Origin of the sequence: Blautia coccoides (genome assembly GCF_034355335.1) — a bacterium.
Taxonomy (GTDB): domain Bacteria; phylum Bacillota; class Clostridia; order Lachnospirales; family Lachnospiraceae; genus Blautia; species Blautia producta.
Genome location: NZ_CP136422.1, coordinates 3,326,395 through 3,350,233 on the forward strand (window position 1 = coordinate 3,326,395; position 23,839 = coordinate 3,350,233).

The following is a 23,839-nucleotide window of genomic DNA, read 5'->3' on the forward strand; positions in this document are numbered from 1 at the left end:
TTCCTGTCAGTTTATGGAGCTGATACTGGATGGACTCGAACCATCAACTTCAGCTTTGCAAGCCTATGCTATTTCAGCAGCTTCAGCATCCTTATGCCTAATTTTTGTTGAAAAACGGTGTTGAATAATATCTGTCACAAAAATCTGGAAGCATCACCTCCTTGTATGCTTTTCATATTTCTTCTAATTCCTGACAATAGAAAAAGCGGACACCTTCTTCTGGTATCCGCTTCACATGAATCCTTCTGTAAGATGGAGATTATTTATCCCTGACAGGAACATGCCTATGAATACGCGAAAAAGAAAGTTCTATGTTTTTACACATACAACAACACATAATGCACATATTCATATACATTTCTTTTCTTACTGTGATCTCATTTCTTCCCATGATCCTGCCCCTTTCTATTTCCTACTATTTCGATATGTTTTGTAGTATATATTGTCTGGATAAATTTGTCAACATTTTTTTTTGCTTATTGATTGTATTCTATTTAATCGATCAGATCATTCTGAAATCTGGACAGATGTTCATATGGCAGGATCAGCCTGCCGCGGTATAACCCACAGCCATCATTTATGAGACTATTATCTGCAGCGGAAAACATATTGACACGTTGTGTTCCAAAAGGTTCGCCATTTGGAGCAGAAAGTTAGAATGTATCAGGTCAACTGGGTTATGCATCTGTCTTGCAGACTTTTTCAGTTCCGCCATGTATTCATACAGTATCTTAATGACCGTATCGCCGGAATATGAGTAATCATTGAGTTTAATCATTTCCTTTCACCTCTGCGGTAATCCAAAAAAGGATCATAATGCCCTTCGGTAAATCTCTGCAATCTCTTCTTTGGAAAATACCACTGGATTATTTGCCACTCCTGCCGCAGATACTTTCATACAATTTTCAGCCATCCAGGGAATATCTTTTTCCGTAATACCCAGGCTGGAAAGGGTACAATCCAAATGTATCTTTTTCAACAACGCCCTGATCCTGTCCGCACAATCCTCTGCGGTAAGACCTCCTAAAATTCTGGCAATCCTGCTGAATTTGCTCCGATTCCCCTTATAGGACATTTCCATGATGGCAGGGGTAAGGGCAGCAAGACCCTGTCCATGGACAATATCCTTCAGACCGCTGGCTGGATGCTCCATACCATGCGGCAAGGTGACACCTGCTGTATTGATGACCATTCCACCTATCGTACTGGCAATGGTAAGCTTTTCCCATCCATCTTTTTCGGCAGTCCCTTCATAGACTGCCACCAGGTTATCAGCAATCAACTGGATGGCATAAATGCTCAAAGCATCTGTAATTGGCTGCGCAATTTTGGAGGTATACGCCTCTATGTTATGGCACAAAGCATCAAACACAACGGATGCCAGCACCTTCTTCGGCATTGTCATCATGCACTCCGGATCTATCAAAGATACTTTCGGCACAATAGCGCTGCAGCGCAGGGACTTTTTATCGCCGTTTAACGGATTTGTAAGTACCGCAAACCCATTCCCTTCCGAGCCGGTGCCACAGGTGGTACGAATTGCTACTAATGGGAGGGCAGTATCACTTTGCTTCCGATTATAGATATATTCATTGATATCCCCAGTGTTTGTGCTCAGGAAGGCAATCCCTTTTGCGCAGTCCATAATACTTCCACCGCCGATGGCCACCACTACATCACAGCCATTTGCCTTTGCAAACTCTGCACCTTCTTCTACCGTGGTCGTGAGTGGATTTTGTGTTACCTTGTCAAAGAGCACGGCAGAGATTCCCGACCGTTCAAGGCTTTGCTTTACTTTATCATAGATACCGGATTTCTTTGCACTGCTTTTGCCAGTGACGATCAGGGCTTTTTCCCCATACGGTTTGGTCAGTTCTCCTGCTTTTTCCACTTTTCCCAAGCCAAAGACCATATTTACTGGCAGACAGTATGTAAATTCCAGGACCTGGGGTTCTTCTTTAACAACCTCTGCTGAACGCACCACCTCCAAGGCCTGCTCCAAAGAAATATCCTCCTGTTTCTCCAGTTCTTCAATGGAAACGTCAATATGTGAAGCAAACTTTTCTTTATATTTGAGCTTACATCCTACGCAAAAGCAAAGACCCAGGATGCTCCATCCGCCTACCATTCACCATTCCTGCCAAACCAGTGCACTCCCGGAATTAGGAAGGAGATACATCGCAACCATAAATCCTGACATAAGGACAGCAACTATCCCCACAACCTTATAATGCTTCACTTTATAAGGACGTTTCATATCTGGTTCTTTTGAGCGGAGGATCAGAAAAGAGACAGCTACCATACAATAGGCCAGACAGCATCCGAAGTTACCCGCATCCACGATCCAGACAAGCATTTTCCGACCTAAAAATGGCGCGGCAACGGACAACAATCCGATGAGAAGCAGAGCTGTAACTGGTGTTTTATGCTTTTTATGCAGTTTGGTAAACACCCGTGGGATCATATAGGATTCCGCCATGGAATACATGGCACGGCTCCCGCCAATGAGGAACGAGTTCCAGCTTGTAATGATTCCACACATACCGCCTACGATCAGTACCTTGGACATTACGCTGCTGTTGAATGCTTTTGCCATGGCATCTGCCGTTACCAACCCGGATCCTGCCATGGATTCCGATATATCCGCTGTATTCATCACATAACCGACCCCCAGAATGATCAGTGCATAAAAAATCACTGCCAGGATAATTGACAGAATGAGGATCTTACCAACTTTCTTCAGCGGCACATTGATTTCCTCCGCCGCCTGTGGGATCACGTCAAACCCAATAAAGAAGAACGGAGTCACCACTGCCACACTCAGGATGGATTTTAGCATAGTCCCTGCTGAATCTCCTATGAACATCTGGTTCTCCAGGTTTGCCACATCACCGCTAAAAACAGAAGAAACGATCAGCAGGATGCCAACGCCGCCGATGATGACCGTAAGGATAGTCTGTAAGACTGCCGCCGTTTTTGCCCCCATGACATTGATGAAGGTGATAAAAACTGCAACCGCAATGGCGAGCGTCACCCAAGAGGCGTAAATGTCAAATCCGGCTACTGTGTACATATATCCTTTTAGAAATCCCGGGAAAATATACTGGATAATCGTTGGCAGTGCACAAGCCTCAAAACATACCACGCTCACATAGCCTAATATGATCGCCCAGGTACAGATGAAAGAGCCAATGGGTCCCATTGCTTTATAACTAAAGACATGTTCCCCGCCGCACTGTGGCATGGCAGAGGTCAGTTCAGCATAAGTAAGACCGACGAAAAAGACCATCATGCCGCCCAGCGCAAAGCCGATGACTGCTCCCAGCACACCGCCGCGCTGGATCCAGTCTCCGGAGGAGACCACCCATCCCCATCCGATCATGGCGCCAAAGGCTATCACCAGAATATCCCAGGCACTGAATACTTTCTCAAACTCTGATTTCTTCTTGTTCATACTACCACTCCTCTCTCTTGTGCATCCCTTGGGCTATTCGTCCTGAAACCTTAAATCTACCATCTGGAGCATATACCGGGCTGTGATCTCCCATCCAAGCACGCTGCTGTCGATCATCATGTGCCGGCCTTTCCGGTCTCCCCGGTAGGAGCCTGTCATGTATTTATATCTGGCATGGAGCATCTCGTCATGGTACCTTACCAGCTCGGCAGCCTGTTTTCTGCTGACCGCTTCCCGTTCCATCACAGACTGTACCCTTACCTCCTCCGGCGCATAGACAAAAAAGTTCAGGCAGTCCTTACGCTCCCTTAAAATATAATTACTGCACCTTCCTATCAGGACACAGGATGTCTTCTCTGCAAGTTTTTTGATCACCTCAAACTGGTTATAGATCACCCGGTTCGTAAGATTTGCATAACGGGGACCATACTGGGTTTCAAAGCTGTATAACACATTGTTCCCCGTATCTGCCTTTTGGACTAATTCCCTGTCAACGCCGATCTGTTCCACTACCTGGTCCACCAGATCCCGGTCATAATATTTAATGTCCAGCGCCTCTGCGATCCGCTTTCCTATCTCCGGACCGCCCGCTCCGTATTCGCAGCCTATTGTAATCACCATATGTCTCATAAGCTTTCCCCTCTTTTCTCTTATGCCAGTGCTTCTACCGACTGTCTGATGATCTCACATGCCTTGTCGCAGTCCGCCTCTGTGATGATCAGCGGCGGCACCATGCGGATAATATGTGCCCCAATAGCTGTAATCAGCAGATGCCTGTGGAGGCATTCATGTTTTACATCTACTCCCGAAACACTATCATCAAATTCCGCGCCTACCAGTAATCCCTGTCCCCGAACTTCTTTCACATGGGGAAGCTCTTTCAGCCTATCCATAAAATAGGCCCCTATTTTTTCTGCGTTTTCCGCCAGGTTACGTTCTAAAAGCTCGTTGACTTCAGAAAGCGCTGCTGCACAGCATACCGGATTCCCACCAAAAGTCGTTCCATGAGAACCTGCATCAAATGCCTTTGCCACCTGAGCAGATGCACAGATCGCACCGATAGGCATGCCGCCTCCCAGAGCTTTCGCCATGGACACAATATCCGGCTTGATGCCATAATGCATATATGACATGATTTTTCCGGTCCTGCACCATCCCGTCTGTACCTCATCCAGAAGCAGCAGCAGCCCTTTCTCATCACAGAATTCACGCAGCCCCTTCATAAATTCCATTGTTGCAGGGTGTACGCCGCCCTCCCCCTGAACGGGTTCTATCATAATAGCGATTGTATTTTCCGTACAGGCTTCTTTGAATGCCTGGAGGTCATTATACGGTACATAGGTGAATCCCTCCGTCATGGGGCCAAACCCGAGCTGGCATCCGTTGTCCGGCTGGCCGGTGGCAGACATGGAACCAAAAGTCCTTCCATGGAATCCCATAGATGCCGATACGATGTGATACCGATTGGGTCCATATGTCTCCACTCCATATTTCCTAGCCATTTTGATCATCGCCTCATTTGCCTCTGTACCGGAATTCTGGAAAAAAATCTTATCCATTCCAATCGTGGTGCAGACTTTTTCTGCTAAAAGCGCCTGTGGGATCGTATAAGGGTAATTGAAGGTATGCATGATATCACCTGCCTGCTCCCTGACTGCATCCACTACTTTTTCATTACAGTTTCCGGCCGAGTTTACTGCGATGCCTGCATAAAAATCCAGATACGGCGTTCCCTCTTCGTCATAGATATACTGGTTTTTTGCCGTCTCTGCCAGAAAATCGAACCGCTCATAGGTATCAATCATATACGTTTCAACCTTGTCTTTGATATCCTGTACCGTTAATCCCGTATCTTTTAATTTCATTTTCTCATCCTCCATAATTTTTCGTGGAAAATAAAAAAGCGGCTGGATGCATGGAATGGCACCCTTGCCGCATATTCATTCTCTTTTCCTGTTATTACAAATTTTCCTTTATACTGTCTTCAAAAATCCCCAGTCCGGCTTCCATCTGCTCGTCTGTCATACACAGCGGAGCAAGGAAACGTACCACATTTCCAGCGGAACCCGCATTTTCCAAAAGAAGCCCTTTTTGCAGAGCGGACTGTACAAGTCTGTTTACGAATGCGGGAGCAGGTTCCTTACTCTTTCTGTCTTTGACAAATTCTACGCCGATCATGGCTCCCAGTCCGCGGACATCCCCAATCACCGGATACTTGTCTTTCATCTTTTCAAATGCATCCACGACACGCTTCCCAATACGAACTGCTTTCTCACAGTAATCATCCCGCTTCATAACCTCCATAGTCGTGATCGCAGCGGCACATGCAAGTGGATTTCCGCAATATGTACCCCCAATCGTTCCCGGCAGCGCGGCATCCATGACCTCTTCCCTTGCAGTGACTGCACTGATGGGGATACCTGCACCCATTGACTTTGCCGTTGCTATGATATCCGGCGGTGCGCCTGCCTCCTTCCAGTAATCGGAGGCAAAATATCTCCCAGTCCTGCAGTTCCCGCACTGTACTTCATCCGCGATCAGCAGAATCCCATTCTTATCACAGATATTACGTAGCTGCTTAACAAATTCCAAGGGTGCCGGCACAAAACCACCTTCTCCTTGGATTGGCTCAATGATGACTGCCGCCATATCGCTGGCAGGAGCTGCTTCATCAAATAATGCCAGTAGCTTCTCTGTATAGTATTGGACAGCCTCCTCCTTCCCAAAACCCTTTGGGGCACGGTAGAGATATGGGAATTCAGCCCGGTATATCCCGGAAGGAAATGGACCCATGCCAAACGCATAGGACTTTTTCGCGGTCAAAGCCATAGTCAGATTTGTCCTTCCATGAAAGGCCCCTGAAAAACTAATGATGTCCTTTCTGCCGGTATAAGCCTTGGCAATCTTCACTGCATTTTCATTTGCCTCAGCTCCCGAATTTGCAAAGTATGTCTTCATCCTGTCTCCCTTACAGGGAGCAGTCTCATTGAACATCTCCGCCAGTTTCACATACCCCTCATGCACATACACATTGAAGATCCCATGGAAGTATTTCTCAGCCTGCTGTTTCACGGATTCTACCACCTCCGGCTGGGAGTATCCAATATTCAGAACCCCTACACCTCCAATCCAGTCCAGAAAACGGTTGCCGTCCGCATCTTCCAGCATAGCGCCCTCACCTTTTGCCATGCAGATAGGGTAGGCCGTTCCACACAAAGCTTTTGGAACGGCTTCATTCCTTCTTTTTAAGAGTTCCTTTGCCTTCGGGCCAGGTACAGAACCTGTAACAATCTGCGGTGTTGCCTTTCCTAACATATCTGCGCCTCCTTTACCTTGAGTCCCTTTCAAAATCTTATGAACGGATGACCTGTATAACGAAAAAGCGCTGAACAATAAATGTTCAGCACCTTTGCTGTCTCTTACTATAGCATTTTTAAATTTTTCTGACTATAGTAATCATGCACAAATATATTGTGCGCAGTTACAATTCCAAAATTTTCTTGATCTGAAATGCAAGATACAGTTCACTGCGGTCTGCCGCACGGTTAAGATCTCTGCCCGTGATCTCCGCAATCCTTTTCAAATGATAGGCTGCTGTATTACGGTGTAAATAACATCCGGATGCAGCCTCCTGTACATTTCCATTGGCCTCCAGATAATTCTCCAGCAGTTTCATATACACAGTTTCCGTCTCTGCATCTATGCGCTCCAACTCCCCCAATACCTGTTCTTTATAATATTTTAATTTTCCCCTGTCCTGGATTCCCAAAAGTATCCTCCAGATACCGCTTTCCTCTTCAAAGGTGAATCTCCTGTTTTCCTTAAGCCCCAGACGGCATAGTAGAGAGGTGATGCGGTATTTTTCTGACAGGTTTGTGATCTGTGTATCGGAACCACTGACAGAAACATAGACCTGCAACGGTTCTCCATCCATACAGCAAAGTTTCCACAGCATTTCAACCACATGCTGCATCTCCGGATCATTCAGCCCAAATATGACGACCGTTGCATATGGAGGATTTTGAAAGGCAGTAAACCTGTATGCACTACCATGTAAAACTTTCTGGCAGTTCTGATAGAACCCGGAATAAAACCGGAGGCTTCCGCCGTCACTTCCCATCCCATCTTCCGGAACAGTCCAGTCCTCTTCCAAGAAACTATAACACTGTATCAGTCGCACAGGCATTTCTTCCGTAATCCCCTCCTGCCGTAGGATTTCATGACACTGTCTGGCCTCGTCCGGGTAAAAGATAGCTCTTTGCACGGCACTATACAGATTGGCATATTCTTTTTCCGACTTATAGATCAGATTACACAACTCTCTGTTGAAGTCTACCAGATGCACCTCCCAGGGGAGTATAAATACGGGAAAGTCATGCTTTGTGCTAAATTTTAATACACTTTCAGGCACTGCCGGAATATACTTTCCCACATTGATGACCAGACCGCTGGCATCCGCCTTCCAAACCCTCTTTGTAAACTCCAGCAACTGTGCCTCGTCCGGCTCCTTAATCCCTGTGGTGACAACTAGTTCCCGGCCTTTTAAAAATTCTATGTAATCAATCTCCTCTACGACATGCACCCAGTCAACCAGCCTGTACAGGCCACGCTCCCCTGCCAGCAGCGCCATGTGATAGCTCTGCATTGCTGTTTCATATATTTTTTCCATTACTGCTGCCATGTTTTACTCCCTTTCTATAATAACGTAATACTAACAGGAGAAAAAAGCTCGAATACCCCTTGCTCATTTTTCAAAAATACCCTTTTCCACATTTTCAGGTGCATTCATTCCCAGTTTACATCAGTAAAGTATATGTTTTCCAGTATCCTACACCCTATCCAAAAGTAAAAGAGCAACAGGATTTCCGCCCCATTGCTCTAAAAAAGTATAACACCAGTAATGGAAGATAGCAATCGATTTTATCAGTACATTGGTTATTGCCCATCAGTATCTTCCTGTTTATAATTTTCCTCCATTGATAATAAAATAAAAATTTATGATTTCTTCATCCATTTGAATTGACACATGTCCTTTTTAAAAGTAATAATTGAGGCTTCTGTATCAATCATACGTTCAATCTTATTACCAAAATCAAATTTACAACGTTCTTTAAGATATTCACTGGGAAAATCGATCATCAGTACCTTCTATTTTAGATTTATCATTTCACTCTATCAATTTTCCACATTAGACTTATGCAGCAAGCCCCATCCCCGTATGGTGCATCTGAACTGAACAGACATCTCTTGGGCAGCTCAGCCAACGCCATTTTTGTGGCTATTGAGGCAAAAGCAGCCGATAAATCCAAGTTTTCACACTAAAACCTCCAAACTGAATGATCTCTTACATCAGTTTGGAGGTTTTATGCTTTTTAAGATTCTCCCCGGATATATTCCAGAGCTATGCCCTCTTTTTGTTTATCTTCGGTTCAGTCTGCGTCTCTTTCGCTCCAAAAATAATATCAGGCCAAGGGATATGGCGGTAAGGGGTGCCCAGAGCCATGTGCCGGAAGAGTCACCCGTCTTTACAGCATCCTTGTTGGTCTTTGGGGTTGTGCTTTTGCCGGAAGTATCCTTCTTACCTGTCTGTGATTTTTGGATTCTGAATTCTTTTTTATCTGAATCTGCAGCTTCATGGTTTTTATCCGCTTCCACCTGTACAGAAACTCTGTAAGTTCCTGCCTCTGATGGCGCTGAGGCGAGCACTTCCCATAAAGAACCGTTTTTCTTCTCCCAGGTGAAGCTTACCATCCCTGTACTTCCGGTGACAGTGATGTCCCTGTCTGACAGGGATACCGGTTTGCCATCATACGTTTTATTGAGGTCTTTGTTTATTGACACCGTAGTATCTGCTTTGCGGATCTTGAACGGAACCACCTCATCCAACCCTGTGTACTCGTCACTTTCTGCCACACTTGCCTTCATGTACCATGTACCTGCATCAGAAGGTGTGCCGGCAGTAAATGTGCCTGTCTCTGAATCACTGTAACTAAACTCTGCTGTTCCGTGTTCAGGCCTGCCGGACGGCTTGTTCACTTCCTCTCCGTAGGTCCAGTCTTTGATCGACGGTTTTTCTGTCCAGCGGTTCTGCCCTCTGGAGACAGCAATCTTCAGTAACCGTTCGACAAAGGACCCCTGTGCCTGATAACCTTCTATCGTTGTATAATCATAGTTCCTGTCATCTACGGACAGCCTGGCCGGATATCCTGAGTTATCGGCGCTGACCGTCTGGCTGCCGTCCACCCAGGCCCAGCCGCCTGGCAGTGTTACAGAAGAGAGTATGGCATCCTGTACGGCCTTCAGACTATCCGGTTCTGTGACTGCGGGAGCGGGTGCTTTATGAATTGTGAATTCTTCCACTGCTTCCAGTGATTTATAATTTGCTGTCCCCGGCACAGATGCTTTTACGTACCAGGTGCCTGCTGTTTCCGGTCTTGTATCCGTAAAAGTGCTGTTTTTAGAATCACTATAGGTAAATCCAGGCATACCAAACAGGGCTTCACAGGATGGGGAACCGGCCGGCTCTCCGTAGGTCCAGTCTGTAATTGAAAGATCCTTCGTCCATCTGTTATCCGCCTGTGAGATCACAAAGCATTTTGGTTCTGAGTATGCCTCTTTATAATCCTCATCTGCCTCCACATGGACAGTCACCCGGTAGGAGCCGGCTTCTGTCGGAAGAACAGAGTCAAGCGGTTCCCATGCAGAGCCGTTTGCTTTCTCCCACTGGTAAGTGACTGCCCCGGCACTTCCTGAAATGATCAGGTCACTGTCTGATAACGAGACCGGCATGCCGTCGTAAGGCTTGTTAAGGTCTTTTTCTATGGAAACAGAGGTATCTTTTTTCGGTGGCAGGTCAAGATTCAGAGTCACTGTCAATATCTCTTCGTTCATGTTATTTGTGCCGCAGCTGTATTCGTAGATGACCGGTATGCCGCGTTTATATCCGCTGAGGATATTCCCAGTAAGGGTACCGCCGCTGAGTATGTGTATCCTGTCCGCCTGGATCCCCGGGAAGGCGTCCGTGATGTCGAAGGTTTTCCCGGCCGGTGCAAATGATACCGTGGAAGACATGGGCCTGTATAAGGGATCTATTGCTGCATTTCCAAGGTTTAAATACGCAAAAGGCGTACCCGGACAGTCCAGTTCTTTCAAGTTCGGATTCTGTGTGACATCCAATCCGCTTAGACCCGTTCTGAAACAATATAACACCTTGAGATTCTTGTTCTGGCTGACATCCAGAGAGGTGATCTTTGTTTCGCCGCATTTCAGCTCCAGCAGCTCGGTATTTTTCCGCACATCCAGTTCCTGGATATCTGTTGCCCGGCAGAGCAGATATTTGAGTCCTATATTATCCTTAAGATCCAGCGATGTAATATCCGTGTCATAGCAATCTAGATACATCAGCTTTGTCTGACCGCTGAGATCAAGGGTGGAAATGCTGGTACTGTAACACCATAATTCTACCAACTTTGTGGTCCCGTTCAGATCCAGTTCCTGGATGGCTGTTTCGGAACAATAGATATATCCCAGGTTTGGATTATTGGTGAAATCCAACTGCCGGATAGGGGAATTCTTACAGTCTATGTATTGCAACGCAGGGTTGTTCTGGGTATTTACTTCCTGTAAATTTGTGCCATAGCAGTATAGCTGCGCCAGCTTTTGATTGCCGCTCAGGTCCAGATCGTCAATTCCCGTATTCTGGCAGTGGAGACGTTCTAATTCCGGGTTATTACGGACATTTAAACTGTTGATGCCGGTATCGCCGCAGAACAGGCGCGTCAAGGCTTGGTTCCTGCTGACATCCAGATCGGAGACCCCAGATTCATCGCACAGTAAAAATTCCAGGTTTGGAAAGTGCCGGATGCCTGTCACATCTGTGATATCACTCCTCTGGGTGATATCGATCTCTTTCACCTTCTCTGCCTCGTTTTTGGATATATAGCCGTTAAGATCCAGGTCGAATGACCTGACATATTCCCGGAAATTTGGATCAGGAAAGTTTGTACCATCAATTTCTATCCCTTCAGGGATCACTGTGACGATGGCTTCGCTTTTTATATCATTATCAAATGCGGATACTGCTATGACCTTTAGGGCGGCAGCCGTCTCATTAGAACCTACCGTCAGCAGACCATCAGGATCGATGAAAGTATCAGGGGAGCTCTGATCCACCACAGACCAGTTCACGGAGGTATCGGCACCGCCTGTTGCTGACACATTGGCAGTGAACCGCTGTTGCTTGCCTGCTTCCACAGAAGCTTTAGGCAGGTCAATGGTCAGACGCTTGATGGATGGCGGTTCCGGTTCTGCAATAGTCAGTGTACCTAGTTCAGTTAATGGTACGGCTTCATTGTTTACATCTCCATCTGTAGTCCATTTGATACTGTACGTGCCTGGCGGCAGAGTGTCCATATCAGTATAAGGAATGGACTGATTAATTAATCCCGACATATACCCACAGGTACATATACTGAATTTTTCATCGTTTCCGTCGTAGATTCCAATCTTAAAGAATAAGCTATCTAAATTTACATCCCAACCGTATGGATAAAAATTAAAATAAATATCCTTACTGCTACCCAGAATATATGTAAGGTCCGTGGGGGGAGACATGGTAAGGACAGGCTGGGCTTTACGGACGAAGATGCTCTTGGAAAATTCAGAATACTCACCAGCAGACGTTTTAGTTAAAATTGTTATGCTATGAGTTCCAGTAGTCTGAAATCTATAGCCCTTTGGACTGAAAGGTATTTCAGAGCCACTGCTATTCAATTTCCAACTCAAAGAAACCACCGTACTACCTTTTATCATATCCGGCCCCCGAAACTGTACCTCCTCTCCAACCACCGGTTCCAGTGGCGACCACGTGAAGTCGTCCACCAATACGTCCGCCGGTCCTTCCGCACGCACCTCATACACCCCAACAGGTGCACAGGAAAAGACAAGCGCCAGTATTACCAAGAGACTGGCCAGCACCCTTACTTTTTTTCTTTTACTCATAATTGCCTCCTTCTGGCCGGATGGGACTGCTCCGGCATTTGTTAAACCATGAACAGAGATGAACGTTCTGTCACCTTACCCGCACCATATTATTATTTCACCGCAGCTGTTCAGTACCTTCACAGTTACATGCAAAAATCCATTTAAAATCGCCTTCGGCGATGGGATTTTTGCACCCTTGAATCATTTTCTTACGGTCTGTGCAGCAAATGCGCAGACCTGCTGAATAGTTACGAAACAGACACTATTTGGATTATAAACGACAGGAGGAAACTTCTTCATGGATTTTAGCGGAGAAAAATACAGCCCCGGGTCATTGCCGGAGATATGTGCCCCACGGAATGAACTGCTCAGGAAGCTGGATCACAGGAGCAGGGAACGGCTGCTCTATATACAGGCGCCGGCCGGATACGGCAAAACAGTGGTGACGAATCTATGGCTGCAAAGGAGCGGCCTCCGCCATCTTTGGATCACGCTGGATGAGTATGACAATGATCCGGAGCTGTTTTATCGGCTGCTCTGTTCTGCTGTCATATATACGCAGGAGGGGAAGCATAATCCTGCTGGTTTCGACAGGACCGGGATGTTCGCCAGCTCTCCGGTGGAACACGCCATGCTTTTGACAGCCCAGGTCACATCCCCGGGGCAGCCGGTCTATCTTGTGCTGGATGATCTCCACTGCATCATGCAGGAGGATATCCTCCAGTCCCTCCCCAGCTTTATCCGCAGGCTTCCTGCGGATTACCATTTTATCATGCTCAGCCGCACTGCCATGCCCCGGAAGCTCCAGGAGCTTTTTGAAGGCCGCTGCCAGCCTCTTAGTGAGACGGATCTGGCTTTTTCTGAGAAGGAGATCCAGGAGCTGTTCCGTCTTGCAGGGCACGCCCTGTCTCCGACAAAAGCCGGTTCCATCATGGAAAAGACAGGCGGATGGGCCATTGCGGTGAGCACCCTTGCTGCAAGTGAGGACCTCCCGGATCTTACAAGAGAGAACGGAAACGCCCTGCACCAATATATGGAAAGACAGATCTGGAGCGGACTTTCCCCAAAAGATAAGAACATGCTGCGGAAAGTCAGTGTTGTCAATGACTTTAGCGCAGAACTGTTCGGAAAGCTGACTTCTGTAAAAAATCCGGAGGCAGTGGTCAGAGGGCTTTTGCAGAAGAATGTATTCCTGAGCAGGATCGGGGAGGACCTGTACAGGTTCCACGCCCTGTTCCTGGAATTTCTGCGGGACCGGCAGAAGGAAGCCCGGATGGACCCGAAGAAATTATACAAGATTGCTGCCCAGCATTACAGTGAAAAGGGGGAACTGTACATAGCGCGGCACTATGCCATATTGGGGGACAATCTTAAATTCCTCGCCTGGCAGATCTATGGGGAATCCCAGTATACAGGTTTTTCCAATAACCGTTCCATCAGCGCCTATGTAAGCGGAGTTGGTTCCTATATTGATATGCTCTCCACAGAAGCCTATGGGAAATATCCTTATCTTAACATTTCAGCTGTATGGTACCACTATCTGACAGGGAACGTGCTGAAGATGACAGAGGCGCTGGACAGGCTTTATGCCAGCCTGAAACGCATTGCCATTCTGCATCCGGAATTTCTGGAGCTTACCATCCTTGTGTGTACGCTGGACCCAAGAAAGAAATTCATGGAGATGATGCAGCAGTTTGACAGGCTCCCGCCTGTCAGGATACGCCACGGGGAACAGCAGGGCGCTTCCATCACGGTCAATATGCCCTTTGCCCACAGGTGCCTGCGGGATTATTCGGAGTTCTCTCTGTATGAAGATTTTGACGTGAAGCTGGAGGCCACAGCCGGGCTGCTCCTCAAGAAATATTTTAAGATCGCCATGCTTTTGATCAAGGCGGGATTTGCCTATGAGCGAAATCAGTGGAAGGAGGCGGCGGCTTACTGTGATCAGGCAGATCTGGAGGTGGATGAAGAGACCTCAGATGAGGTGTTGTTCACTGCCATGGTACACAGATGGGCAGTCCATACCGCCATGGGCAGGGATGCAGAGAGCCGGGAAGCGGGACAGAGGATCGAGCAGATGCTGGCAGAAAAGGATGCCCTTTATCTGATGCCCAATTATAAGGCCCTGAAGACGGAGACTGCTTTGAGGGAGGGGAGCCGGCAGGCGGCAGAGGAATGGCTGGAAGAATATTTTGTCCATCCGGAAGAACATCTGATGCTGTACCGCACTTATCAGTATCTGACGACCATACAGGCATTGATAGCCCTGGACCGATTGGAGGAGGCAGAAAAACTGTGCCGGAGGCTCAGGAAGATGGCGGAGGATTTCAGCCGGGAGACCGACATGGCAGAGGCGGACGTCCTGTTGTCTGTCTGCTTATACAGAAATGCCTGTATGGAAGAGGCGGTAGAGACCATGCTGCGCGCCATAGAACTGCTGTATCCCTACAGGTTTATCCGGCCATTCTCCATTTTGGGATCGGCAGTCGTGCCAATATTAAAAAAATGCCTGACGAAAGTGGAATGCCGTCAGGATGTCTGCAGCTATGACAGGCGCTATGTGAATGAGATCTATATTGCAGCCAGGGAACAGGCGGGGCACAAGGCAGGGCTTCCTGCGCCGGAGCTGCCCTTGAAGAAGCTGTCAAAGCAGCAGAAACGGATGATCGAATATCTGTCCAGGGGATATACAAATGGGGATATTGCCAGCGAGACAGGATTGTCGGTGCGGACCGTCAAGACGCACCTGTTTCTAGCCTATGAGAAGCTGGGCGTATCCAGCGCGCCGGAGGCGGTGTCAAAGGCACGTGAGATGGGTCTTATATGATGTAAAAACATCGAAATCGACCTTTAGAGACACTGCCGGCATTAATATGCTTAGTTCATAGAGCAATATGTGTCTTTTTGATCCACCTACTTTTCCTCTACTTACCGAAAGCCAAACAACTTTATAAATAGCTGCCAGCACTCTTTCTCATACAGAGTTGCTGGCAGTATTTTTATCCGCTATATTACTTTAGGTGCAATAATATATGTTTGGATTAAAGTTAATCTATTGCACATTCTATTTCTATAGATAATTCTGCTGAAAGTGAGCCATTAGTATTACGACCTGGAATTTATCTGTATTTCTGATATAAACCACTTTTCAAACAAGTGTCTGATTATATCTAACATTTGTTCTTCTGACATATTTTCAGGATTTTCAATCCATTTTCCCAGAGCAGAAAAAACTCCTGAAAGGTAAATTGTCATAACATAATTCATTCTCATATCGCTTTCATCTAGTTTATAAAGCTTTGTGAACATCGGAAAAATTTCATTCTTTATACTTTCTATAAAATGAGTTCGATGCTCTTCTGAAATTAAAACTGTCAGTTCCATCTTATGTTTGTGGTAGACATCAAGGAACACTTTATAAAATGTATTATCAAATGCACCATCAATAACATGAAGTCTAATATTTTTAAGAATCTCAGAAATCATTTGTCTTTCCAAGTAATCATTTACATCTATAACATCAATGAAATATCTATAAAAAGTGGTTCTGTTATATCCTGCTAAATCTGTTATATTCTTAATTGTAAATTTTTTGCCGCCGCTGCCATACGAAAGTTTGCAATAGGCCTGTACAAAAGCCTCTCTCGTAGCATCAGTTATCTCTGGTTGTTTATTCATAACTATCTCCTATCATGCGACATTTCTGAAATTCTGTGTCTTGATGAATACCTTTTTAATATTTTATAATAATACAACAGATGTCGCATTTTATCAACGGGAGGATACTTATATGGATAAAAGTTTATTTCAAAAATGGTGCTCTAGGTGGTGGTTATATTTTGTTTATGCCCTTGGGATTGTTATGGTTATCGCTTTATTTGTATTCTGGGACACTTTTTCAATACAGCAACGACTCATGTGTAGCTTAGCAATACTGATTCCTGTACATGTTTTTGAAGAAAACACATACCCCGGAGGCTTTTTTTACCAGATGAATACTATTTTACGTTCACCTATGCCGCTTCGCTATCCAATGAGTACAGTTCAAGATATGTTTACAAATACAATGGCGGTTTTGCTTACGATTGTATTAACATTCATAGATACTACTAATGGTATGGTTCTTATCGTCTGTTTCTTCGGCTTCGGTGAAGCGCTGATCCATACTGTTATGGGAATCGTGATGTACAAAAAGTTTAAGTGCAAAGGCAAAAAGACAATCTATGGCCCTGGAAGCATCACTGCTTATTTCACTCTTTTACCTCTTAGTATATACGCAATTTTATGGATGAAAGACATTCCGCTTACTACATCAGATTACATAACTGGACTTGGAATCCTGATTTTCATCATTGTGGGTTTAATTCGTATTCCACAGGTGATCTCCAAAAAAATAAAGAGTCCAAAGTTCGAGTTTGAACACGCAGAATACTTCCGTAAATTCTTATAAAAAGATGCTTCACAGAAACTTTTATCAAAAACACAATCCGTAATTTAGAAGGTTGTGTTTTTGATTTCTTTCACAAATTCAGAGTTGCCAAATATATAGTCTACCCTTTCGGCTTCTCCAGAACATGGGGATTATCTGTCACAGTATACAATTTTTGCCCCATCAGCATGTCCAAACATTCCAATTACTTTCGCGTCAGGATCAGTCATAATCAAGCTTTCCCATAAGCTGGGAGTTTACACTCTTAGAGCTATGCTTATCAGATACGTTCCGCATATATTTCCGCATTGATATGCCATTCACCGGTATCTGTAACAGTAACATTCTGCCAATGAAATTTTTCATCATCAATACTGGTAAAAACCCACTTTCTATTCTCATCACCGGTATATGTAAGGACTATCATTTCATTTTGTTTTCTTGCTTCAAGCCGTATTATTTTTCCTGTATAACCATAAGCGATATCCCAAGCGTGAGTAGCAGGATTGAAGATACGAAGTGATGTTCCGTATTCATAATCAGGCAGGATAATAACGTCTTGTATTGCCATCCCTTCAAGAACCCATGAAAAATGCCATTCGCCTTTGATCAGGCGGGAATTGTCACTCTCAACATATTTGATTTGCCAACTGCCGATCAGTTTTCCAAAATAATTAAACTCTTCAGGCAGAGCCGTATTTTTTCTTTCGCTCTTTAGAGCCTCAAAAAAATCTCGCATATACCGATTCCCCCTTTAAATACAAAGTATAAATTCAGATTTTTCTCTCGGATAGACTGCAATTTATGTATCTCCCGATAAATAAAAGCTCTAATCCGACAGGCGGTTCCAGATATACTTCTTTGCTGTCTCGCATTTTCTTTGTTTAAATGCATTTGGATAACCCATACGGGATTCGGTTTAGATAGTTCCGGATGGAATATGTTTCTTATGATATAACTTTACCAAATGCGGCAGACAAAACAGATCGAGCGCACCAACCATACAGGGATAAGCGACCTTGGTTGTAGGCCATATCCGCCTCTTCCCTAAACATTTCCCTCTAGAGTGTGTTGACATTCTACCACTTATCATAATGAACCTTTGCCGTTTCCCATCGGGGATACAATTCCTTTTCCTCATCCGGCCAACCAAATGCAATCGCGGAAATGGGTTCCAGCTTGCCAGGGAGTGCTAATCTCTCAACGAGCAGCTTTCGCCAATCAGAACTCGGCACTACCCCACACCAAACTCCTCCAAGACCCAAACCGTGAATACAAAGTAGTATGTTCTGTGCAGCAGCGGCACAATCTGCATACAGGAATTCTTTGATCCCCTCCCTGTTTTTATCACCGCAAACTATAATTGCTCCTGCGCAGGACTCCAACATAGCCGCATTTGAATTATGCTGGGCCAGCACGGATAGCACACATCTGTCTCTTATCACAATAAAATGGTATGGGCGCTTATTCTTTGCCGTAGGAGCACACATGCCCGCATAAAGAATGGCGGATACCATATCCTCGCTGACCGGTTTGGCAGTAAATTTTCGTATGCTTTGCCGTGTTTTTATGGCGGTGAGCACATCCAGATCACACTTGACATCGGCAATCTCAGCATCCTCCGCAACAGCTTCCAAATCTTCTGAGAACATCGTAATATTCGCAGTCATTTCCTGCCCGTCAAACCCTATGGACTTTTGCATGGCTTTGTCTAAAACCATAACAAATTTCCCGTTGCCGCGGGAGAGCAATTTACTTCGGTACTCGATGCCATTGATCGTACCGCTTACATAAACGGTTCCCCTGGATTTACGAAATACTTCTTTTGCATTGAACGGGATTTCAACGATAGTCAGTCTGCCTGAACCGTCCTTTTTGATCAGCGTATCAAATCGTTCCATTTCACTCCTCCATGTATAATCATGCAGTCAATCATTCCAACTGGTTGCAGCTTGTGGCAGCGTCACATTATAATACCCAAGTTTATGAAGCTCAAACCATTCTGTAATGGCTTTTTCCGATGCCGCCCTTAATGCGAGCATCACTTCTTTAGCAAATTCCAAAGGAGCCGTGCCGTTTGCCGTAATGATATTCTGGTCACTTACGGCCTGCCTCATAATATATTTCTTTTCTCCTGTATATGCATTACCAGCCCATTGCCTCAGATCATTCAAATCGTTGCTTGTGTGGAAGACTTCGTTCAAAGCACCCACGGTTCCCAGAAATGCCGAGGCATCACAGATACCGCCCAAAACCCTCCCGGCCTCCAGACATTGATCTACAAGTGGTTTGACTTTCCGTGCTTCGTCATTTCTCCAGGACATTCCGCCAATTAAAATCAGTGCTTCATAATCGGCAGGAATGGAAGCAATATCAAAATCAGGTAATACGCAAAAACCTCCAATAGAAGAAATAGGTTCCCTGGTCAAAGATACCGTTTTAACTTCATACTTTCCGCCTCCTAACATATAGAGAGCGGAGGATAGATATGCGGCTTCCCAGTCCGCATACTGCTCCAAAATCACAAACAAAATACATTTTTTCATGTTGTTTTCTCCTCATCATTTTCAGTTTATTCATCTCCATCAATACAACTGCAAAACAGTTCTTTCCTATTCCTGCTATAAATTTCATCTTATCATATCCATACAAACATTTCTTGAACGATATGACACAGACAAGGCATGACACAAAATGAGTAATTTGACATTTCTGCACGCGGATATTAAAATAAAAGATATTATATCGTCCGGTTTCATCGAAAAAGATGTATCAGATAAAAGGAGAAAGCATATGCCCGAATTAATGAAAGACAAATATTATAATGCCAATTCAATTCATGAGTTGTCTTTACGAATTAAGGCTGTATATCCTTCGTTTCAGGCCAGTGATTTTGTAAGTGACATTATAGATAAAACCTGGGATGCATTAGCGCTGAAAGGCCGTATGCGGCAAATCACTACAAATTTAGGAAAATATTTGCCTTCTGATTATGAACAGGCACTTGCTATCCTTGATCAGGTTGCTGCAGGGTATCCTGCGGGATTTCATGACAATGCACTTATTTATTTCCCGGATTTTGTTGAAGTCTATGGGCAGGATGAGTGCCATTGGGATGTGTCGATTGCTGCATTGGAGAGATACACTCAATACTCAACCGCTGAGTTTGCCGTAAGACCATTTATTATAAACCATGAAAAGCGTATGATGGCGCAGATGTCCATATGGGCGGAGCATGACAATGAGCATGTCAGACGGCTTGCCAGTGAGGGCTGCCGTCCTGCGCTGCCGTGGGGACAAGCACTGACCAGCTTTAAAAAAGACCCCACATTAGTGCTTGGTATTTTAGAACAACTGAAAGAAGACCCCTCTCTTTATGTCCGCAAAAGCGTGGCCAATAATCTGAACGATATCTCCAAAACCCATCCTGACCTTGTGGTACAAACTGCAATGGATTGGTATGGGAAAAATGAGTATACCGATTGGATCATAAAACATGGATGCAGAACACTTCTGAAAAAGGGTAACAAGGATGTGCTGGCTATCTTTGGGGTTGCAGATGCCAGTTGTGTAGATGTTTACGACTTCGCGCTGGGAGCCGCGTCCGTTTCCATCGGGGAGGATATGACCTTTTCCTTTAAAGTCAGGGCAAAAAAGGCAGCTAAGGTACGATTGGAATATGGAGTTCATTATGTGAAAGCAAACGGTGGGCAAAGCCGAAAAATCTTTCAAATAACGGAATCCTCATTTACGGCAAATCAAGAAAAAACATATGTAAAAACACATTCTTTTGCAGATTTAAGTTCAAGAAAACATTACCCCGGAACCCATTCCCTTACACTTATTGCAAATGGTACTGAACAAGGGAGACTGGATTTTGAAGTATTGGCCGCCGAATAACCTACTCTGCAGCAGACATCCATCCTACAGATGCAGCCCCGTCATCTGTATTTATTGCAATTTTCAAGCGTCTAGCTATTGAGGATGATTATTCTATCAGCAAACGGCCAAAGTGATTTTGAGTTTCCCCTTTTTCTCTTAGTGGATACTATGTTCAGTCCAGAATATAATCCGCTTCAAAATCCTTTACAGGAACTGGACGTGCAAATAGATACCCTTGTCCGTTGGGGCAGTCAAGGGATTTCAGAATATCCTCCTGTCGGCTTGTTTCCACACCTTCTGCGATCATTTCTATATCCAGATCCCTGCACATTTGTATGATATTTCGCAGGATAATACGGCTCCGCTGTTGGCTGACCAGCGTCTGGATCAGGCTCTTGTCCAGCTTCAGTGTATCAAAATGGATATCATTCAGTACAGATAGATTACTATAGCGGATACCGAAATCATCCAGAGATATGCGCAGACCAAGGTCACTGATTTCCTGTACCGTCTTATAGAGCATGGCCGGACAGTGTTCTACGGTACTCTCCGTCATCTCGATTTCAAGACATTGCCTTGGAAAATCATACTTATCCAGAATCTTTTTCATGCTGTTGATAATATCATCTTCCATCAGCGTAACCCTTGAAAAGTTCAGAGATATGACCAGATCATTCCGATCCCACTTCTGCAGCAGTTTACATACCTCTTCCAAGACAAAAAGGTCAATATAGCGGATGATCCCGTTTGATTCCAAAACTGGTATAAACTCAGATGGAGGCAGGATGCCGAATTCCGGGTGCTGCTGACGGATCAGAGCTTCCGCACCGATCCCCTTGTGGTTTTCCAGATGATATTTGGGCTGCAGATAAATGACATACTCACCTCTTCGGATCTGCCTGACCAGATTTCTAAGCAGTTGGCGATGTTGTGCATCCTCACTCCCATGTATTTCATCATAATGACGTTTTTTATTCAGCTTCATCACATCATCTGCGGTATGGATCAATGCCGCCAGATCACGCTCCACACTATCCCATGAAAATCCCAGAGATACACTGAAATTTTCATTTTTCTCGATTTTCTCCCGCAGCTTTTGAACCTGGTCCTCCAACGCGGCTTTTTCACTATTCACAGCAATGATCAGGAATTCATCACCATTGAAACGGTAAATATCCGTCTGAGCAAAGATCATTTTCAACAGATTTGCCAGATGGCGGATATATTGATCTCCCGTAACAATACCATAATCCTCATTGATCTTTTTCAGATTATCTATATTGGCGACGATCACACCAAGTGAGTGTACCGCTTCTGACTGATAACGCGGCAGATTATTTTCATAACTGTTTCTGTTCAGTACATCTGTCAGAAGGTCATAGTGATTGGCGTGAAGCGTCGCCTGGAACAGACGGTGGCGTTTGATCTCATTGACGATAAAACCGGACAGGGATTCCAGAAATGAAACATTCTGAAAGTTGGCATTGGTATTATCTATGACTAGACAGCCGTACTCCTCCCCATGCTCTTCCAGATGGATCCAGTGCTGATTTTCCACATGATGGCTCTGCATCAGCTGGTACATGTCGAAAGACTCTCCGATCATTGCCTGCGGATTCTCCAGCTTCACCGGCCTATTCCACTTCTGTGCACTCAGCCATGCGCTGAGCACCGCCACCTCCTCTTCGCTCAATGTCCATATGTCTTTTGAGTCCCCGACAAACCATTCGCTGTTCAGTGCATAAAGGCCGCTCTGTTCATCTATCATCCAGATCCCCGCATGATACGCTTTGAAAAAATGACAGATCGTTTCCAGAATACTCTGCATCGCCTCATCAAAACTCACTCTTTCCTGCATATGCTGGATACCACTGAGCAGAAAATGGCTTTCTGTTGCATTACTTTCCATGGAATCCACAATACTCTTATCATTAGAAATATCAACAGCAATGGCCAGCAACACAACCTGCTGCTTCCATGTGATCAGTTTATTTTTGATAAGAAATTCCTGTTCCAGTGCGGTATTCATATCCTTCCATAAATAGAATTTATCTTTTGACCAATTTGCCTTTGCACAAAACGGACAAGGTGTCTTCCTCCTATGCATGATCTCATAGCACTTTTTATCGCGGCACTGGCTTTTTGTAAACCCGACACGGTCATAAAATGCCTGGTTTCCCAAAAGCAGAGTATAGCTGTCCGGATCAACAAGATAGGCAATATCACCAACCTCTCCAAGAAAAGTGTCAAAATCCTTTTTTTCCAAAAGTTCCAGATTTTCATAACCTGCCTCTGCACATTCCGCGGTCTTCAAGGACTGCGTTTCTTTTATGTCCAGCTTTGGTTTTACTTCCCTGTTATAATACTGATATAAACCTTTCTGTGAATTTTTCACCTGATACAGCGTCTTATCAGCCTGTTCAAACACAGTTTCATAATCACTGCTGCCTTTTATCAGGGTAATGCCGGCACTGAATTTAATATCATACCTCTTATCCTCCTGCATCTTCTGATACAGATTCGTCAATGCCTTATCAACCTCTTTATCGGAAGAGATTTGTTCCATAAGGACAATGAATTCATCACCACCAAAACGACCTACAACACAGTGCTCGTGAAAGACTGCCTTCAGATGTTTCGCAAACAGTATCAGCGTATCATCACCGGCTTTATGTCCATAGCTGTCATTGATCTCTTTAAAATCATCAAGATCCAGGATCAGAAAGGCCCGCAGTTCTGCCGGCTCACGGAGACATTGAATAATTTTTGTTTCTGTACTCTTTTTATTATACACATCCGTCAGCTGATCGAATTCTGACTCATAGCGCAGCTGAAAGCTGCTTTTCTTCCGTTCATCAATATCTGTCAGATACATCAGCGCCATCAGTTCATTCTGCAGCGGCTCCTTAAACAGCAGGATTTCTATCTCCATCCACATCATCTTATTCTGTTCTATGATCCTGCGGAATTCATATTTTAATCTGGTAAGGCCGTTTTGATAAGACTGCTTAAGGTTATCACAATCCATCAGCTCCATATAACCTCTGCGGTCATCCGGATGTACAACCTTATAAATGAAACGTGTATATAGC

Annotated in this window: 13 protein-coding genes, 1 tRNA gene and 3 pseudogenes; 3 read left to right on the forward strand and 14 right to left on the reverse strand. The window is 44.9% G+C overall.

Going from position 1 to position 23,839, the window contains the following annotated elements:
- Positions 1 to 20 precede the first annotated feature (20 nt).
- The 9 genes and pseudogenes from BLCOC_RS14880 to BLCOC_RS14925 form a co-directional block, all read right to left on the reverse strand.
- Positions 21 to 90 (reverse strand) — tRNA-Cys (locus tag BLCOC_RS14880).
- Positions 91 to 494: 404 nt separating this feature from the next.
- Positions 495 to 614 (reverse strand): annotated as a pseudogene (locus tag BLCOC_RS27610) (guanosine polyphosphate pyrophosphohydrolase); the annotation flags it as partial.
- Positions 615 to 811: 197 nt separating this feature from the next.
- Positions 812 to 3,454, reverse strand: a pseudogene (locus tag BLCOC_RS27785) (bifunctional amino acid transporter/iron-containing alcohol dehydrogenase).
- Positions 3,455 to 3,487: 33 nt separating this feature from the next.
- Positions 3,488 to 4,084 carry a cytidylate kinase-like family protein gene (locus BLCOC_RS14900; protein WP_029468922.1) on the reverse strand — a complete coding sequence of 199 codons (597 nt, stop codon included), beginning with the start codon at positions 4,082 to 4,084 and terminating at the stop codon, positions 3,488 to 3,490.
- A 20-nt stretch (positions 4,085 to 4,104) separates the two neighbouring features.
- Positions 4,105 to 5,319, reverse strand: a complete 1,215-nt coding sequence (locus BLCOC_RS14905) for an aspartate aminotransferase family protein (RefSeq protein ID WP_115622617.1) — start codon at positions 5,317 to 5,319, stop codon at positions 4,105 to 4,107.
- A gap of 94 nt (positions 5,320 to 5,413) precedes the next feature.
- Complete coding sequence (locus BLCOC_RS14910) at positions 5,414 to 6,769, reverse strand: aspartate aminotransferase family protein (RefSeq protein WP_115622618.1); 1,356 nt, start codon at positions 6,767 to 6,769, stop codon at positions 5,414 to 5,416.
- 166 nt (positions 6,770 to 6,935) lie between these two features.
- Positions 6,936 to 8,135 (reverse strand): PucR family transcriptional regulator, encoded by a 1,200-nt coding sequence (locus BLCOC_RS14915; RefSeq protein WP_029468920.1) that lies wholly within the window; start codon positions 8,133 to 8,135, stop codon positions 6,936 to 6,938.
- Positions 8,136 to 8,664: 529 nt separating this feature from the next.
- Positions 8,665 to 8,763: pseudogene (locus BLCOC_RS27790) on the reverse strand (amidohydrolase family protein); the annotation flags it as partial.
- A gap of 109 nt (positions 8,764 to 8,872) precedes the next feature.
- Positions 8,873 to 12,454 (reverse strand): MBG domain-containing protein, encoded by a 3,582-nt coding sequence (locus BLCOC_RS14925; RefSeq protein WP_115622619.1) that lies wholly within the window; start codon positions 12,452 to 12,454, stop codon positions 8,873 to 8,875.
- Between the two features lie 280 nt (positions 12,455 to 12,734).
- Between BLCOC_RS14925 and BLCOC_RS14930 the strand changes: the two genes are divergently transcribed.
- Positions 12,735 to 15,263, forward strand: a complete 2,529-nt coding sequence (locus BLCOC_RS14930) for a winged helix-turn-helix domain-containing protein (RefSeq protein WP_115622620.1) — start codon at positions 12,735 to 12,737, stop codon at positions 15,261 to 15,263.
- A 278-nt stretch (positions 15,264 to 15,541) separates the two neighbouring features.
- On the opposite strand, the gene BLCOC_RS14935 is transcribed toward BLCOC_RS14930, so the two are convergent.
- Positions 15,542 to 16,114, reverse strand: coding sequence for a TetR/AcrR family transcriptional regulator (locus BLCOC_RS14935; protein ID WP_115622621.1), 573 nt, complete (start codon positions 16,112 to 16,114; stop codon positions 15,542 to 15,544).
- Positions 16,115 to 16,226: 112 nt separating this feature from the next.
- On the opposite strand from BLCOC_RS14935, the gene BLCOC_RS14940 reads away from it, so the two are divergent.
- Positions 16,227 to 16,886 (forward strand): HXXEE domain-containing protein, encoded by a 660-nt coding sequence (locus BLCOC_RS14940; RefSeq protein ID WP_029468915.1) that lies wholly within the window; start codon positions 16,227 to 16,229, stop codon positions 16,884 to 16,886.
- Between the two features lie 259 nt (positions 16,887 to 17,145).
- Here BLCOC_RS14940 and BLCOC_RS14945 read toward each other — a convergent pair whose 3' ends face one another.
- The 3 genes from BLCOC_RS14945 to BLCOC_RS14955 form a co-directional block, all read right to left on the reverse strand.
- Positions 17,146 to 17,604 carry a hypothetical protein gene (locus tag BLCOC_RS14945; RefSeq protein ID WP_029468914.1) on the reverse strand — a complete coding sequence of 153 codons (459 nt, stop codon included), beginning with the start codon at positions 17,602 to 17,604 and terminating at the stop codon, positions 17,146 to 17,148.
- A 340-nt stretch (positions 17,605 to 17,944) separates the two neighbouring features.
- Positions 17,945 to 18,766: a nitroreductase family protein gene (locus BLCOC_RS14950; RefSeq protein WP_115622622.1), complete on the reverse strand. Its 822-nt coding sequence runs from the start codon at positions 18,764 to 18,766 to the stop codon at positions 17,945 to 17,947.
- A 27-nt stretch (positions 18,767 to 18,793) separates the two neighbouring features.
- A complete protein-coding gene (locus tag BLCOC_RS14955; protein ID WP_115622623.1) occupies positions 18,794 to 19,411 on the reverse strand; it encodes a DJ-1/PfpI family protein in 618 nt (205 codons plus the stop codon).
- A 247-nt stretch (positions 19,412 to 19,658) separates the two neighbouring features.
- Here BLCOC_RS14955 and BLCOC_RS14960 point away from each other — a divergent pair, with 247 nt between their 5' ends.
- On the forward strand, positions 19,659 to 20,765 hold the full coding sequence (locus tag BLCOC_RS14960) for a DNA alkylation repair protein (RefSeq protein WP_115622624.1): 1,107 nt from the start codon (positions 19,659 to 19,661) through the stop codon (positions 20,763 to 20,765).
- Between the two features lie 154 nt (positions 20,766 to 20,919).
- On the opposite strand, the gene BLCOC_RS14965 is transcribed toward BLCOC_RS14960, so the two are convergent.
- Positions 20,920 to 23,784 carry a bifunctional diguanylate cyclase/phosphodiesterase gene (locus BLCOC_RS14965; protein ID WP_207660192.1) on the reverse strand — a complete coding sequence of 955 codons (2,865 nt, stop codon included), beginning with the start codon at positions 23,782 to 23,784 and terminating at the stop codon, positions 20,920 to 20,922.
- Between the last annotated feature and the right edge of the window lie 55 nt (positions 23,785 to 23,839).

What these genes read in the sequence shown, in the direction of transcription:
- BLCOC_RS14940 (WP_029468915.1), top strand. Translation starts at nt 16,227, where the DNA reads ATGGATAAAAGTTTATTTCAAAAATGGTGCTCTAGGTGGTGGTTATAT.
- BLCOC_RS14915 (WP_029468920.1), bottom strand. Translation starts at nt 8,135, where the DNA reads ATGGCAGCAGTAATGGAAAAAATATATGAAACAGCAATGCAGAGCTAT.
- BLCOC_RS14945 (WP_029468914.1), bottom strand. Translation starts at nt 17,604, where the DNA reads ATGCGAGATTTTTTTGAGGCTCTAAAGAGCGAAAGAAAAAATACGGCT.
- BLCOC_RS14900 (WP_029468922.1), bottom strand. Translation starts at nt 4,084, where the DNA reads ATGAGACATATGGTGATTACAATAGGCTGCGAATACGGAGCGGGCGGT.
- BLCOC_RS14910 (WP_115622618.1), bottom strand. Translation starts at nt 6,769, where the DNA reads ATGTTAGGAAAGGCAACACCGCAGATTGTTACAGGTTCTGTACCTGGC.
- BLCOC_RS14955 (WP_115622623.1), bottom strand. Translation starts at nt 19,411, where the DNA reads ATGAAAAAATGTATTTTGTTTGTGATTTTGGAGCAGTATGCGGACTGG.
- BLCOC_RS14930 (WP_115622620.1), top strand. Translation starts at nt 12,735, where the DNA reads ATGGATTTTAGCGGAGAAAAATACAGCCCCGGGTCATTGCCGGAGATA.
- BLCOC_RS14925 (WP_115622619.1), bottom strand. Translation starts at nt 12,454, where the DNA reads ATGAGTAAAAGAAAAAAAGTAAGGGTGCTGGCCAGTCTCTTGGTAATA.
- BLCOC_RS14905 (WP_115622617.1), bottom strand. Translation starts at nt 5,319, where the DNA reads ATGAAATTAAAAGATACGGGATTAACGGTACAGGATATCAAAGACAAG.
- BLCOC_RS14965 (WP_207660192.1), bottom strand. Translation starts at nt 23,784, where the DNA reads ATGGAGCTGATGGATTGTGATAACCTTAAGCAGTCTTATCAAAACGGC.
- BLCOC_RS14960 (WP_115622624.1), top strand. Translation starts at nt 19,659, where the DNA reads ATGCCCGAATTAATGAAAGACAAATATTATAATGCCAATTCAATTCAT.
- BLCOC_RS14950 (WP_115622622.1), bottom strand. Translation starts at nt 18,766, where the DNA reads ATGGAACGATTTGATACGCTGATCAAAAAGGACGGTTCAGGCAGACTG.
- BLCOC_RS14935 (WP_115622621.1), bottom strand. Translation starts at nt 16,114, where the DNA reads ATGAATAAACAACCAGAGATAACTGATGCTACGAGAGAGGCTTTTGTA.